The sequence below is a fragment of the Ferrimonas sp. SCSIO 43195 genome, assembly GCF_023716685.1.
Lineage (GTDB): Bacteria > Pseudomonadota > Gammaproteobacteria > Enterobacterales > Shewanellaceae > Ferrimonas > Ferrimonas kyonanensis.
The window spans coordinates 3,308,469-3,324,014 of the sequence record NZ_CP072679.1; the positions used below are offsets into that span (position 1 = coordinate 3,308,469).

Here is a 15,546-nt window from a genome sequence, read left to right on the forward strand (position 1 = left end):
GAAGGCCGTGCCTTCCCGGGCTATGTTGGTTAAATTCCCAGGCCAAGGCGTTTGTTGCGAATCACCTCTACCAGTTTTTCGCCGGCCAGATCCGGATCGGTTTCCACCAGGAAGTAGCCTCCAAACAGATCCTTAGCCCCTTCGGTCATTAACTCCGTCACCACCTGAGAACCGGTCACATGCGGCATGGTGCCCAAATGAGTCGGAATCCCCAGGCCCACGCTCCAGGAGGCGATGGCCACCGCTTTTTCCGACATCGCTTCCGGAGCCGACGCCACCAATGGCAGATCGCACAGGTCCACATTCAGGCGATTGGCCAGTGCCGTTGCCAGGGTAATGGCACGGCTGTTGTCGACGCAGGAGCCCATGTGCAGTACCAAAGGCAACGGCCCATTGAGGCCGGCCGCCTCACCGACGGCGGTCAACACCGCCTTCAGTCCCTCACCGGCGTACAACTCGGTGGCCTGCTGATTCATCAAACCATTTTTGGCGAAAGCGCCGGCACCACAGCCTGTGGCCAGCAGCAGCACGTTGTTGGCCGCCAGAGTTTTGGCGATCTTCTGATAGCTTTCATCCTGTACGCTCTGGGTGTTGTTGCAGCCGGCAAACAAGGCGATGCCCTGAATGTTGCCGGCCACCACGTGGTCCAGCAGTGGCTTCAGTGGGTCCTCGGCGTCGACCTGTGCCAGCGCATCCATCACCGCTTCGGCACTGAAGCCCACCACGGCGGTGCGTTTGATGTCAGGAATGTTGATCTTATTGGGGTCCCGGCGGCCAAAGGCATCGATGGCAAACTGAATCACCTTGCGGGCAGTGGCGCTGGCGTTCTCCTCACAGAAGTCCACATGACGCGCTCCCTGCATCTTGTTGTCGGCCATGGTGGTGATCACTTCGGTATGGAAGCAGTCACCAATTTGCGGCAGCGACGGCATGATGCACTGCACGTCAACCACCATGGCATCCAGGGCTCCGGTCAGAATCGCCATCTCCTGAGACAGGTAGTTGGTCGCCAATGGAATACCGTGACGCATCATGACTTCGTTGCCGGTACAGCAGATTCCGACGATGTTAATGCCTCCGGGCGCACCGGCCTCGATGGCGGCCTGGTTCATCTCGCGGGAGACATCGCAGATCACTTCGCTGAGCAGCGGGTTATGGCCATTGACGGCAATGTTGACCGACTGACGGTCGATCACGCCGATGTTGGCTTCGGTCACCACCGGCGCAGGGGTGCCAAACATGGCGTCCGACAACTCGGTCGCCAGCGACATGCCATTGAAATCAGCCAGTGCGCCTCTCACCCCGCCGAGAAAAACGTTGCTCGGTTCGGCGTCACAGCCGATGTGAGTGCGGGCCATGATCTGAGCCACGGTGGCATCGATGTTGTGTGGCAACACCCCCAGCTTGGCCAGTTTGTCGAGGCGCTTTTTCGGCACCGAAGCACTGATCCAGTGACAGCCTTTGTGATGATCCTGGTTCTGATAGTCCTCCAGCGTCCTGGTGGCGACCTCGTGCGCCAGTTGCAGTACGGATTTGTCGCCGGTATCAATCTGCAGTCGCTCGGCGATGGCGGTCAGTTTTTTCGGGTCCCGAATCTGATAAGCCGGCAACTCGCCTTTGCCTACCCGCTGCATCGCCAGCGCGATGTGGCGGCCATGCTCCGAATGGGCCGCCGCCCCGGCCGCCATCATTCGGGCCACATTGCGGGCCACGATGGTGTCGCGATTGGCACCACAGATCCCTTCGCTGGGGCCATCGCCAAAAGGGTCGACCCGACAAGGGCCCTTCCAGCAGATGCGACAACACAGCCCCAGAGAACCGAAACCACATTGAGGTTGCTGGGCCTTATAACGGTCAAACACCGTGGCAATGCCTTCGCTTTCTGCCACCGGGCACAAGGCTGCAACGGCCTCGTCGCTGGATTTTACGATGATCTCCATCAGGGTCTCCTCAGGGTCAGGGTCATGTGTTTTTGAGATTGAGCCAGCTCTTTCGCCCTGGCCTGCACCAGGGCGGTGCGGTAGGTTTGCATGTTTATCAGGCTGATCGCCTTGGTCGGGCAGGCTTCGACACAGGCGGTCTCACTCTTGCCCTGCTCGGCACACCAGCTGGTACACAGGTCGCATTTCAGTGCCACCCCCTGATTGTTGGTGTCTTGCTCCTGTTGAAGGCTGTCCCGCCGCACGGTAATGGCCCCGAAAGGGCACACCATCACGCACAGCTTGCAGCCGACACAGTTGGCCTCGACGATCTGCACCTGACCGTTTTCCTGACGACAGGCGCCGGTTGGGCACACCATGGTGCAGGGGGCATTCTCACATTGGCGGCACTGCATCGGCATCATTACCTCATCCGCCACCACCACCTTGGTGCGTGAGTGAAGCGGCAGTCCTTTGACCACCGACCCCACCAGGCCGCCTTCGCCACCATGAGCGACCGCGCAGGCCAACTCACAACTATGACAACCCAGGCATCGCTCTGCGTCGGCATAGATAATGACGTTCTCCGTTTGTTTCATAACTTCAGCCTCTAGGTCTCAAAGCTTTCAATGAACAACTCTTCGCCTTGAATCAGTTCGATATCCCGGCTCTGGCACGTGTCACAACGAAAACAGAACCGGGAGATATCGAACGATCGCTGGCATCCATGGCAGGTTGCCCGAGCGGGGACGTGATCGATAACCAGCTGCGCCCCCTCAATCAGAGTGTCCTTTGCGAACATCTCAAAACAGAAACTCAAGGATTGGGGCTCCACCGCCTTTAACTGGCCAACTTTGACCGTAACGCGAGAAATGGAGTTCGCCTTAACCCGTTCAGCCTGGGTCAACAGCACCTTTATCAGGCTTTGGGTTAGGGCCGCTTCATGCATCTCGTTACCTGTGTCGTGGGTTTCTCATTGACCTGAGGCTATGAAACACCAGCGATGGCGGGAATTCTGTCAGCTGAATGACACTAGCGAAGGGAAAGTTGGCAACTGCGCCCGAGGGCACATTAAAGGGAGAAATGAGGGGCAGGTAAAAAAAACGCCGGGCAATGCCCGGCGTCGTTTAACCACTCAACCTTTGGCTGAGTCGTTTATGGCTTCTTGTGAGCCACCTTGTATTTGTGACAATCGATGCAGGTCTTGCCCATCTTGTCCATCTTCTGGTGCATCTTGGCCGCCACTTTCTTCTGTTTGTCGAAGTTCATGCGGTTCACATCGTGACAGGTGCGGCATTCGCGGGAGTCATTGCTCTTCATCTCAGCAATGATGCGGGCGGCGCCGTCTTTTTTGTAGGCCAGGAACTCTTCCTTGGTGGTGATCTCGCCTTTCAGCTCCAGATACACCTCTTTCATGGCAGAGATCTTACGAATCATTTTTGGCACGAACTCTTTGGATACGTGACAATCGGCGCAGTTAACCACCATGCCAGACTTAGACATGCCGTGCTTGCTGACCTTCACCTCTTCAGCGGCAAAGGACGGCACGTGACAGTTAACGCAGAAAGCGTCGCTGCTGGTGGCGTGCAGTACGGTGTTAAAACCAACGGTACCTACGGCACCGACAGTCAGGGCCAGGAAGGCGCCCAGTGGAATACCCAGCAACCATTTTGATTTGGGTTGCTTCCACAACTTAGCCCAACCGGACTGTTGATTGTTGTCTACCATCTCTCATCCTCATGAAATAAAGCAGTGGCTCAATAAATTAGGAGCCACAAATTCTCAATTCCAAATTTTACTTGTCACATAATTGGAAGGTGATGATACAAGTCACAGTTCTTCGACTGCTGGTCAAAATTGGCACGCACACTGCGATCCAGATCATCCTTTTTCAGGGCGATTTCATGACGGTTTTCAAGTGCGTAACGACAGATACATTACCTATTAAAAATCAGCAGTTAGCCACCAGAATGTTGCTGATGAACTACAGTTGCTTAACAGATTTCGTACGAAACTGAACCAGAAGGCCGATACAGGTCGAATATTTGATTATTCATATGGGAATGTTGAGTTGGATCACGTTGCATTCATTCGACTCTGAGTTATCTTTCTGATGTTGGAAGTGCATACCTCAAAAGAGATATTTGCATAGCCAACCCTTAATACATTGCAGGGAAATAGTAATGATGATGATGAAACAATCTGCCTTATGGCGCGCAATGGCGTTTGCCGGAATCGGGGCTTTCGCCCTGGCTGGCTGTGGTTCCGACGGATCTGATGGCTCCGACGGTGAAGATGGCAAGCCCGGTCCCGTTGGCATTGCCATCGGCCAGGCCACCTCTGTGCAAGCCACGGTCAACTCCGCTTCCGTCAGCGAAGATGGGTTCCTGACACTGAACTTCAGCCTGGCCAACGCCAATGGCGTTGCGGTTTATGGCCTGACCAACGCCGACATCGGTGCGGTCTCCTTCGGCCGCCTGGGTAATGAAGATGAAGTGGGTACCACAGACATCGAGGGTGAGCCTCGCGATATCTGGTTGAGCTACTTCAACAAAGACAAAGGCGACGGCCACTTCACCGGTTCCTCCTACTTTAAGGGCAGCAGCTGTGAAGACTGTCTGACCGACAACCAGGACGGCACCTACAGCCTGACCCTGAACATGGCCATCGATACTCTGGGCTATGACTACGGTTACCAGGCCGACGCCACCAACGGCATTTACCTGGGCGTGAAAGCGACCGGTGCCGCCGGTGCCACTCTGGTCGAAAACAGCTTCTACTACTGGCAGCCCTCTTCCGATACGGCCCAGCCGCGTCCGAAGGAGCTGATTGCCGACACCACCTGTCAAAGCTGTCACCGGCCGGGCCATGATGGCGCCCTGTCCATGCACGGCGGCAAACACGTGACTCTGGAGTCCTGTACTTTCTGTCACGCCGACTACAACAGCTACAACAAAGACATTGAAGACGCCGATGGCAATGTCACCGGCACCATGGTGTTTGATGGCTCCATCAAGGGTATGGCTCACGACATTCACAGCCACTCCTTCTTTGCCGACGACGGTATCTACCCTCAGAGCGCCGCCAACTGTCAGACCTGTCACCAGGCCGACGAAGCTCTGCCTCTGGCTGACCACTGGAAAGCCGACAAGGACAGCGCCACCTGCCTGAACTGCCACAACAGCGCCTACGCCGTACCAAGCTGGCACTGGGGCGATGACGCCATCAAGCCGGAATACACCAACTGCGTGTCCTGCCACAATGCCGACGGTGCTCGTGGTGCCGAAGCCGGTCACTACACCCAGAACGACAACGCTCGTTCCACCACCCTGAAAGTGGTCTTCGATGAGATGACCGTCGCTGCCGACGGCCTGTCCATCACCACCATCTTCCAGGTTCTGGATGGCGAAGATCTGGTGCCGCTGACTCAGATCGACCCACGGGATTACTCCCATGGTGGTAAGAACAGTGCCATCGTTCTGAACGGCGTGCTGGGCGATGACTTCCTGGTCAACTACCAGAAGGTTGGCGTCGCCATTGCCGGTGTGGGCACTCAACCTACGTTTGCCACCCAAGAGCCCGATGGCCGCATCAAAGTGGTCATTCCTGATGTGTCCGTCGACCCTGCCGGCTTTAAAGTCAAGGAACTGGTTGACGCCGGTGCCACCCTGGCCCTGAGCAGCCAGCTGCACGTCTGCTTCGAAGGCAAAGGTGTGCGCGCCGACTGCGTGGTTGACGGCGACGGCAACCTGGATGGTCAGGAAGCCCCTTACCTGGTCAGCGACACCTTCTACTTCAAACAAGACGGCACTGCAGTTGCTGATACCCCTCGTGTTCAGCACGCGGAGATGAGCGCCTGTCAGGATTGTCATACCACTGACATCAAACACCGCTTCACCAACGACATGGACGGCTGTGCCACTTGCCACAACGGTACCCGCACCACCTATGCTGGTGCCACCTCCAACCTGGCTAAAGTGGTTCACGGTAAGCACTACATCGGCGACTTCTTCAAGAAGACCGACTGTGCCACCTGTCACGGTGAAAACGGCTTCTCCCTGTCCATCATCGCCAACACCGCCGATGCCCAGCCAGTGGCCTTCGGTAAAACCGCCGATGGCAGCGAGCAACTGGTGGTCTCCCCACAGACTGCGGCCTGCGTAAGCTGCCACATGCCTCCGTATGGCCTCAATGCCTCCACCGTTGCCCACATCGAGGGCATGGGTGGCGTTATCGACCATGACGGCGACATCAACACCATTGGTGTACCGGCCAGCACTTACAACCCTGCTGAAGTGAACGAAAGCTGCGCAACCTGTCACAGCGACAGCCAGTTGCTGGAAGCTCACTCTAACTGGGGCACCGGTCACTAAGATCGATGACAACACAGTGTAAAAGCGGCCTTCGGGCCGCTTTTTTATTCCCCGATAAAACTCGAATATTTCACGCCGACCCCTCTTAAATTTCCGAACAAAAACCACGGCCATTTCCACCAGGTTCAGCTCAGGTTCAGCCCCGGCGGCGAATTCTGTTCACAAATGCAATTTTTACAACTAAGTTATTGCAGGGAGACGAAAATGTGTCCCTTACCCCTTTTGGGGTAAAGCAATGTAAATCACTGATGCACATCACAGTAATAGACACTGGAAGTTGATATAAATTACCTCGTAGAAGTGCTTTAGCGAATCTTAATCGAGACTAAAGCACTGATTGGCAAGGTGGTTACTTCGTTACGTAACCCCCTCCAAAAAAAAGCAGGGAAATTGATGATGATGATGAACAAACCTAACTGGCGTCTGCTGGCTACCGCTGCGGTAGTGAGTGCTGCGCTGACCGCCTGTGGCGGCGATGATGGCAACGACGGTAACTCCGGCGAAGATGGCCGTCCCGGTGGCGAGCCTGCCACTTCTGTATCCACACTGAACCTGAAAGTGACTGACGCCAGCTTCAACAACGGCTTGCCGGTATTTACCCTACTGGCCACCAACGAAGACGATGAAGCGGTTGTCGGCCTGCAGGGGCTGAAGGTCAATGTGGCCCAGTTGCTGCCCGCCGGACACCAGGTTGTTGGCGACCCCACCAAGTGGCAGTTTGCCGGCGATGACAGCCGCAACGGCGCCGCAGAGATCGTGGATCAAAAAAACGGTTACTACACCGTAACCTTCACCAGCCTGGATAAAGCCCAGCTGGATCCGAACTTTACCCGCCGACTGAACATCGTGTCTCCGGCCGGCACCCTGATTGACGGCACCACCGAAGTGCCAAACGGTCAGGCCTCCTTTGATTACAACGCAGCAGGCGCGGCCGCCGATTACACTCGTAATATCGTCGCCACCGACTCCTGTGCCGCCTGTCACGGTGAAGGCAATGGCATTCACCACAGCAACTACATTGAACCCGAAACCTGTGCCACCTGCCACGATGGTCTGAAAGCCGAAGGCGGCCGCACCAGCCGCTCCTTTGCGGTACTGGTACACGATGTGCACAAAGTGGCCGCTGAAAAAGATGAAAACGGCAAGAGCGAATACCCAACCGAGCTGAGCAGCTGTAACGTCTGTCACGAAACCTCCGCTCCAGCGGAAGAGTTAGCGATCACCGAGTGGGGCAACTGGTCTGCGGTTCCATCCAAAGAGAACTGTGCCAGCTGTCACGCCGACAACAACCACATCATGGAACAGGCTGACAGCTCCCGTTGTGCCTCTTGCCACACCGCCGAAGGTACTGGCGTGGTTAAGGGCACCATCGACGCGCACCTGGGTGAGTGGAACGATGCCGCCGAGGTGATCAGCCAGTGGGGCAGCGATGTCGAGATGGCCTACTTCGCCGACACCGACACCACCACGGTAACCGTGTCTATCACCGATGCCAACGGTCAGAAACTGGCCGCCGATCAGGTACTGCCTCAGATCAAGCGCCTCGAAGTGCTGACCAACCTCGGCCCGAACTACCCGGTTCTGAGTTACTATACCGGCAGCCATCTGGATGCGGTCAGCAACGGTGAACTGGCCAACAACACCACCATCGTCGATGGTAACTTTGTCCTGCCGATTACCGGTCTGCCTTACGGCGCCGAAGGCACCGATGCCGACACCGCCTTCTCCTTCGTCGGCCTGGCTGCCTGCTCCAAGGGCAATGCCATTGTCGCCTGTGCCGATGTGGCCGACCCGGACAACACCGACAACTACACCGGCATGAAAGCCAACATGGCGTTCGTGACCAAGTCCGGCTTTGCCCCATCCAAGCGCCACACCGACTCGCTGGAGTTCAGCAAGTGTGAAGGCTGCCACAACGACAACTGGCAGATTCACAAAGGCCACCACTCCGGCTTCGTGATGACCGAGCAGGTTGCCCACGACGAAGAGGGCAAGGTGATTGGCCTGGACGGCTGCGTGACCTGTCACACCCCTGACGGCACCTATGCGCCTACCAAGAACGGTGCCTGGGAACAGAAGCTGCACGTGGTACACGGTGATAAGAACATCATCAACGACTGTACCCAGTGTCACACCAGCTTCAACCTGAATGCCTTTGCCAAGAAGGGCGCCATTAACACAGGTGTGACTGTGGACGGAAACGCAGGGTATGGCACGCCAATTACCGCCACCTGTGCCAGCTGTCACAGCTACCCAAGCGCCATCGACCACATGACCGGCGAAACCTTCGGTAACGGCAAATTTAACCTCGACAAAGCCGATGCCCAGCTGGCTGTTTCTGCAGAGAACTGCTTTGTTTGTCACGCCCCTGATGTGGCTGACCACAGCAACGTGAAGTTCTAAGCCGATGGGGAGGGCCTGGCCCTCCCCTTCTGTGGACCCGAGTTAGGAATCCTTTATGAAACAGATGAAATGGTTAACCACCCTGCTGGCCGGCGCTGCGCTGGTTGCCGGCTTTGGTGCCACCGCCGCACCATGGGACAAAATGCCCGACGCCGAGGTTGAGCAGATTCTGGACACCAAGTTTGCCGAAGGCAAATACTCCAAGAAAGGCGCCGATGGCTGCCTGATGTGTCACCGCAAGAGTGAGCAGGTCATGGGCATCTTCCAGGGTGTTCACGGTCAAAGCACCAGCAGCAAGAGCCCCATGGCTGGCCTGCAGTGCGAAGCCTGTCACGGCCCCCAGGGCAAGCACAACCGTGGTGGCAAGGAGCCGATGATCCAGTTTGGCGCCGACGCCCCGGTACCGGCGGCCAAGCAAAACAGTGTCTGCCTGTCCTGCCACCAGGACGGCGAGCGCATGGCCTGGCACTCCAGCACTCACAACCTGGAAGAGGTGGCTTGTGCCTCCTGTCACCAGGTCCACGTTGAAAAGGATCCGATCCTCGACAAGGTGACCGAAGTCGACGCCTGTACCGCCTGTCATACGCGCCAGAAGGCCGATATGAACAAGCGCTCTTCGCACCCACTGAAGTGGGCCGACATGACCTGTACCGATTGCCACAATCCTCACGGTTCCATGTCCGAAGCGGCGTTAAATCAGGTTTCCACCAACGACACCTGTTACGAGTGCCACGCCGAGAAGCGCGGCCCTTTCCTGTGGGAGCACGCCCCGGTTGCAGAAGACTGCTCAGCCTGTCATAACCCCCACGGCAGTGTGAACGAAGGCATGCTGACAAACCGTGCTCCTCAGCTGTGTCAGCAGTGTCACACCAATCCTCACAGCGGCAACAACATCAACGGCAAGCCCAGCGTCTTCACCGCCGGCCAGAGCTGTTTGAACTGCCACAGCCAGATTCACGGGTCTAATCACCCCTCTGGCAAAGCGCTGCAGCACTAAGGAGAGGTAACATGAGATTTCGTTTAAATCTGATCACACTGGCCCTGGCCGGTGTCTCCAGTGTTGCCATGGCCGGCGGGTACAGCCTGCAGGAAGCCAACACTGACAAGGTCAACACCGACAAGTGGGCCTGTAAACGCTGTACCGTCGAGTACGGTACCCGGGGTTCGGTCGGCATCGCCGCCGGCATGGTAGAGAGCAATAACGAGCGCTCCGCCAACACCTTTGGCGCCGAAGACGGTGCCGTTGGCGCCGTTAACTCCGACCTGCACTACCTGGCCGAGTCCGGGTACCAGGCTTCACTGGAAGCCCGCAACTTGGGTATGGACAATGGCGAAGCCACCCTGTCCGCCGGACACGGTGATACCTGGAACGTGGCGCTGGAATACGGCAAGCTGGTATGGGTGGATAACGCCAACGCCCAGACCGAGTACCTGCCCGTGGGCGACACCCTGGTGAAGGGTGACCTGACCGACGTCGAACTGAAGACCGAACGCGAGCGTTATGGCATGGCGTTCGATTTCGGCGGTGAGATGTGGCAAACCTTTGCCAGCTTCAAGCGCGAAGACAAAACCGGTCGCCAGAAAGCCTCCATCTATGGTGGCACACCGACCAACATCGCCAAGCCTGTCGACAGCAGCACCGACAACTGGAAAGCCGGCGTTAAGCTGAACGGTGAGCGCTGGTTCACCAGCCTGGCCTACATCGGCTCCAAGTACGACAACAACGTCGGTGCCCTGAACTTCGGCAGCTTTGCCGGTGCCTATCAGGATGCGCCAAGCAACGAAGCCCACCAGGTGCTACTGAATGGTCAATACAGCATCGGTCGTACCCACCTGGCCGGTCGTTTCTCTACCGGAGAGATGACCCAGGACGACGATCTGCTGTCCATCAACAACGGCATCACCGGCTTCGACGGCAAGGTGGAAACTCTGGACGCCAACTTCAAGGTGACCTCCCTGGTGACCAACAAGTTGCGCCTGGGTGCCAGCGTTGATTACAGCGACCGCGACAACAAGTCGACCGTCCTGACCACTCAGATCGCTCTGGATCCAAACTCCGGCAATGCCAGTGAGTATGTGGCTTACGACACCGAACGCACCACCTATAAGGTCAACGGCAGCTATCGCATCGCCTCCGGCTACCGTGTCGATGCCGGTTACGACCGCAAGGAAGTGACCCGCACCGGCCAGGATCGCGAAGACACCACCGATGACGCCGTCTGGGGTCGTTTCCGTGTCACCGCATTCGATGCCTGGGACATCGCCCTGAAAGGCGAATTCAGCAGCCGCGACGGCTCCAGCTACAGCGTAACCGGTAACAATAACGACCTGATGCGTCGTTACTACCTGGCCGATCGTGACCGCTCCGAAGTGGAACTGCGTGTCAGCCACACGCCACTGGACAAGCTGTCAGTGGACTTCACCGGTCACTATGCGCTGGACGACTACGACAAGTCCGATGTGGGCCTGACCGAAGCGGAAGACTACGGCTATGACGTGACTCTGGCGTTCCAGCACACCGAGCGGTTCTCTACCCACCTGTTTGTTGGCCAACAGTGGATCACCTCAGAGCAAGGCGGGTCCGTAACTGGCCCTGCGGTCTGGGAAGCCACCATTGAGGATGACTTCCTCAATGCCGGTCTGGGCTTCAGCTACACCGGCTTGCTGGCCGATAAGCTGGTGCTGGGTGGCGACTACGTGTACGCCGACTCCAACAGCGATACCGTGTCTGGCTTCAGCGAGTACGACGACTACTACGCCACCAGCCACAACTTCAACCTGTATGGCGATTACGCCCTCAGCACCAGCATGTCGCTGCGCCTGGATTACCGCTATGAGCGCTACCAGGATGCCGACTACGCCGTGGTTGAGGCCGATACCGTTGCCGACCTGATCACCCTGGGTGATCTCAACAGCAACTACAACGCCCACATGGTGATGTTGTCGTTCAACTACAAGTTGTAACCACAACGACAGTGATTAAGGCCGGCATTGCCGGCCTTTTTTGTGCCCCCGACGCCGCGGCCTTAACCCAAACTGAATCACTCGTGCATTGAATTACCTCAATCGTTGCCTGAACACCTGGGCTACGCCATACTCCCTCCCGAATCGAAACAGACCGATCTGACAAGGAAACGCGTCACGGCTACCCGCCGACGCATCGATCGGCCCACGCTCCGCGCTCCCAATGGACACGAGAGTCGCCAGCCCTGAGACTCAGGAGACTGACATGACCGATTTAATCAGCCCAGTGCTGTTCGACAGCCCCAATGCCCTGCTGGTCGCCAAGATCATGCTGACCGCCGGCCTGCCATTTCTGGCCTACGTGCTCTACGACATGGTCAATACCGAACGCCAGCCCAAACTCTGGCAGCAATATTCATAAAAAAACCGGCCTCAGGGCCGGTTTTTTTCATCTCTGGCTTGTCGTCAGCCCAGCACTGTGTCCGCCACATAGGGGTTCAGTCGGCGTTCGCGGCCAATGGTGGAGTTTGCTCCGTGCCCGGGGACAAACTCGGTCTCATTGCCCAGAGGCCACAACTTGTCGGTGATGGAGGTTAGCAGCTGCGCCTGGTTGCCGCCCTCAAAGTCGGTGCGGCCAACCGAACTGGCAAAAATCACGTCCCCCACAAACACCAGACCGGCACCGGGCTGATGAAACACCACATGCCCTGGCGTGTGCCCCGGCGTGTGCAAAACCTCAAACCTCAGTTGGCCCACACTCAGCTGATCCCCATCATTGAGATAGCGATCCGGCACGACCTTGGGGTGCACCGGAAATCCGTAGGTTCTCGCTTCCTGCTCCAGATCGTCCAGCAGAAACTGGTCATCCCGGTGCGGCCCAATCACCGCCACCTTGAGGCGATCCGCCAGCACTCTGGCTTCTCCTGCGTGGTCGATGTGGCCATGGGTCAGCCATACCTGAGTCACCGTCACGCCGTTGGCTTCAGCCGCCTTCACAATGTCATTGTGATTGCCGCCGGGATCGATGACCGCAGCCTGCAGCGTAGTCGTGCACCACAACAGGATGCAGTTGGTCCGGTACGGAGTCACCGGTACGACCTGATACTTCATTTGGATTCCATGTAAGGGTGGTAAAAGGCTCAGCCTAACACGATGTCAGGCCGATTCGAGGCGACGGAGACCGTCAACGGCTTCCGGCTTGATCTCGGGCAAATGAAGCACGCTCATTGAACAGGATTTAAGCGTCAGTCATAAAAAAGCCGGCTCAAGGCCGGCTCTTGTTCACGCTGTCGTCAGCATCAACCGGCCAACACGGCGTCGGCCACGAACGGGTTGGAGCGCCGCTCGGCACCAAAAGTGGAATTAGGCCCATGGCCGGGCACAAACTCGGTCGCATCCCCCAAAGGCCACAACTTCTGAGTGATGGAGGCGATCAGATCGCCATGATTGGACATCGGGAAATCGGTTCGGCCGATAGAGCCGCTGAACAGCACATCCCCCACGAAGGCGGTGCCGCTGTCGGCATCATGAAACACCACATGACCCGGCGTATGCCCCGGCGTATGCAGCACATTCAGGGTCAGGTTGCCCACGGTTTCCGCCTGACCATCCTCCAGGTAGCGGTCCGGCTGAAACGCCTGGGTCAGGGCCAGGCCAAACATCTGCGCCTGCTGAGGCAGTTGGTCCAGCCAGAACTGGTCGGCCTTATGAGGGCCAACCAGAGGAACCTGCAGTTTATCCGCCAGCATCCGTGAAGCTCCGGCGTGATCGATGTGCGCATGGGTCAACAGCACTTTCTCAATCTCAATGCCTTGTGAAGCGATGGCGGCTTCGATCATCTCAAGATCGCCACCGGGATCAATCACCGCCCCTTTATTGGTCTGCGAACACCACACCAAGGAACAGTTTTGCTGAAACGGGGTAACAGGAACAATCTGGTATTTCATAACTACACAAACTCGACGAAATCAGTCTCTTTAGAGTATCACAGCCGCCGCGGGTTGCGGTGCCAATGTTGCCGATCCAACAGTAGGACGACGCCCCGGAAATCCGCAGCGCCAGCCACCATGGTCTATTCGTCGATGCCGACGATGTTGCCCTGCTCATCGATGTCGATACTGAGGTAGGCCGGTTTTTCCGGCAGACCGGGCATGGTCATCACATTGCCGGTCAACACATAGATAAATCCGGCACCGGCGCACAGGCGCAGGCCGCGAACCGGGATCTCAAAGTCGGTCGGCACCCCTTTCAGGGACGGATCATGGCTGATGGACAGCGGCGTTTTCGCCATGCACACCGGCAAGTCACCATAGCCCAGCTCGGTCAGGCGTTCGATGTCGGCCTTGGCCTGCTCCGACAACTCGATGCCGTTCCCCCCGTAGGCCACTTCCGCCATAGTCAGCAGTTTGTGCTCCAGCGGCTGGTCACACCGATACAGAGGGGCAAACTCGGCCGGTTGGCTGAGCGCAGTCATCACCGCCTGAGCCAGCTCGGTGGCACCCTCGCCGCCTTTGGCAAACGCTTCGGACAACGCCACCTGGGCACCGGCCTGTTTGACCTTGTCAGCGAGCCACTGCAGTTCGGCATCGCTGTCATCGGGGAATCGGTTCAGTGCCACCACCACCGGCACGCCGTAACGAGCGGCATTGTCGATGTGCCATTTCAGGTTGGCAAAACCGCCAGCCAGGGCCTCGGCATCCTCGTTAAAGATCGACTCCGGCAACGGCTGACCCGGACGCAGGTCGTAGCGACCGGAGTTGGCCTTGAGACCACGCAGGGTAGCGACCACCACCGCCGCATCCGGTCCACGCCCCGCGGCACGAGCCTTAATGTTGCAGGCCTTTTCAAAGCCCATGTCGGAGCCAAATCCGGCTTCGGTCACCACCACATCCGCCAGCCCCAGGGCCATGCGATCGGCAATGATGGAGGAGTTGCCGTGAGCAATGTTGGCGAACGGACCGGCGTGCACCAGGGTCGGTACCCCTTCCAGAGACTGCATCAGTGTCGGCTGAGCGGCATCGCGCAAAATCGCCGCCATCGCGCCGGCGACCCCGATGTCTTCGGCGGTGACCGGCTTGCCAGTGTTGCTGTAGGCCAGGACCACACGACCGAGACGAGCCCGCAGATCGTTCAGGTCGCTGGCCAGGGCCAGGATGGCCATCAACTCGGACGCCGCCGAGATGTCAAAACCGGACTCGCGCTCAATGCCGTTAATGGTCTTGCCCGGCTCGTTAAGCCCTATCTTGATCTTTCGCAGGGCCCGGTCGTTCATGTCGACCACACGTCCCCACACCACCGAGTCGGCTTGCAGCCCCAACGGCGTCAGTCCGGTTTTGGCTTCAAACGCTTCGCCGTGACGCAGCTCGTGATACAAACGGGCATCGATGGCCGCCGCTGCCAGGTTATGGGCCGCCGTCACCGCATGAATGTCGCCGGTCAGGTGCAGGTTCAGCTCCTCCATCGGCGCCACCTGGCTGTAACCGCCACCGGCTGCACCGCCTTTTACGCCAAACACCGGCCCCATGCTGGGCTGGCGAATGCACGCCATGACCTTCTTGCCAATGGCCTTCAGCCCCTGAGACAAGCCGATGGTAGTAACCGTTTTGCCTTCGCCTAACGGAGTGGGAGTAATGGCCGTCACCAGCACCAACTTGCCCTGTGGCGCGTTGCTGGCACGGTGAAGCAGTGAATAGCTCAATTTGGCTTTGTATTGCCCCTGGGGGATCAGTTCTTGTGGCTGAATGCCAGCGGCGGCCGCAACGTCAGTGATTGCGGATAAACAAGCAGATTGAGAGATGGCAATGTCTGATTTCATTATTATTTTCCGGGTACCACGCTAGAATCGCCGACATTGTACTGGATCAATGGCCAATTTCAGACAATTTTAC

General features: G+C 57.7%; 12 protein-coding genes. 5 read left to right on the forward strand and 7 right to left on the reverse strand.

Translation table 11 applies throughout. The features are described 5' to 3' along the window. Positions 1 to 29: 29 nt before the first annotated feature. The 4 genes from cooS to J8Z22_RS15455 all read right to left on the reverse strand — a co-directional run bounded on the left by cooS (position 30) and on the right by J8Z22_RS15455 (position 3,647). On the reverse strand, positions 30 to 1,940 hold the full coding sequence (gene cooS / locus J8Z22_RS15440) for an anaerobic carbon-monoxide dehydrogenase catalytic subunit (protein ID WP_252006982.1): 1,911 nt from the start codon (positions 1,938 to 1,940) through the stop codon (positions 30 to 32). Beyond that, on the reverse strand, positions 1,940 to 2,518 hold the full coding sequence (locus J8Z22_RS15445; RefSeq protein WP_028112261.1) for a 4Fe-4S dicluster domain-containing protein: 579 nt from the start codon (positions 2,516 to 2,518) through the stop codon (positions 1,940 to 1,942). Before J8Z22_RS15445 ends, cooS begins: the two co-directional genes overlap by 1 nt. An 11-nt stretch (positions 2,519 to 2,529) precedes the next feature. Further along, a complete protein-coding gene (gene hypA / locus J8Z22_RS15450; protein WP_028112260.1) occupies positions 2,530 to 2,868 on the reverse strand; it encodes a hydrogenase maturation nickel metallochaperone HypA in 339 nt (112 codons plus the stop codon). A gap of 206 nt (positions 2,869 to 3,074) precedes the next feature. After that, positions 3,075 to 3,647, reverse strand: a complete 573-nt coding sequence (locus J8Z22_RS15455; protein WP_252006983.1) for a NapC/NirT family cytochrome c — start codon at positions 3,645 to 3,647, stop codon at positions 3,075 to 3,077. A 455-nt stretch (positions 3,648 to 4,102) separates the two neighbouring features. Between J8Z22_RS15455 and J8Z22_RS15460 the strand changes: the two genes are divergently transcribed. From J8Z22_RS15460 to J8Z22_RS15480, 5 genes are all read left to right on the forward strand, one after another. After that, complete coding sequence (locus J8Z22_RS15460; protein WP_252006984.1) at positions 4,103 to 6,292, forward strand: cytochrome c3 family protein; 2,190 nt, start codon at positions 4,103 to 4,105, stop codon at positions 6,290 to 6,292. A 393-nt stretch (positions 6,293 to 6,685) separates the two neighbouring features. Then, entirely contained in the window at positions 6,686 to 8,695 is a 2,010-nt protein-coding gene (locus tag J8Z22_RS15465; protein ID WP_252006985.1) for an OmcA/MtrC family decaheme c-type cytochrome, read from the forward strand. A 55-nt stretch (positions 8,696 to 8,750) separates the two neighbouring features. Next, entirely contained in the window at positions 8,751 to 9,692 is a 942-nt protein-coding gene (locus tag J8Z22_RS15470) for a DmsE family decaheme c-type cytochrome (RefSeq protein WP_028112255.1), read from the forward strand. Positions 9,693 to 9,703: 11 nt separating this feature from the next. Next, the gene (locus tag J8Z22_RS15475; RefSeq protein WP_028112254.1) at positions 9,704 to 11,659 is read left to right on the forward strand and encodes an MtrB/PioB family decaheme-associated outer membrane protein; all 1,956 of its coding nucleotides are present in this window, start codon (positions 9,704 to 9,706) and stop codon (positions 11,657 to 11,659) included. 265 nt (positions 11,660 to 11,924) lie between these two features. After that, entirely contained in the window at positions 11,925 to 12,080 is a 156-nt protein-coding gene (locus J8Z22_RS15480) for a hypothetical protein (RefSeq protein WP_156896949.1), read from the forward strand. Between the two features lie 44 nt (positions 12,081 to 12,124). Here J8Z22_RS15480 and J8Z22_RS15485 read toward each other — a convergent pair whose 3' ends face one another. The 3 genes from J8Z22_RS15485 to J8Z22_RS15495 all read right to left on the reverse strand — a co-directional run bounded on the left by J8Z22_RS15485 (position 12,125) and on the right by J8Z22_RS15495 (position 15,473). Next, a complete protein-coding gene (locus J8Z22_RS15485) occupies positions 12,125 to 12,769 on the reverse strand; it encodes an MBL fold metallo-hydrolase (protein ID WP_252006986.1) in 645 nt (214 codons plus the stop codon). A 188-nt stretch (positions 12,770 to 12,957) separates the two neighbouring features. Next, a complete protein-coding gene (locus tag J8Z22_RS15490; protein WP_252006987.1) occupies positions 12,958 to 13,605 on the reverse strand; it encodes an MBL fold metallo-hydrolase in 648 nt (215 codons plus the stop codon). A 125-nt stretch (positions 13,606 to 13,730) separates the two neighbouring features. Further along, entirely contained in the window at positions 13,731 to 15,473 is a 1,743-nt protein-coding gene (locus J8Z22_RS15495; protein ID WP_028112251.1) for a formate--tetrahydrofolate ligase, read from the reverse strand. Positions 15,474 to 15,546 lie beyond the last annotated feature (73 nt).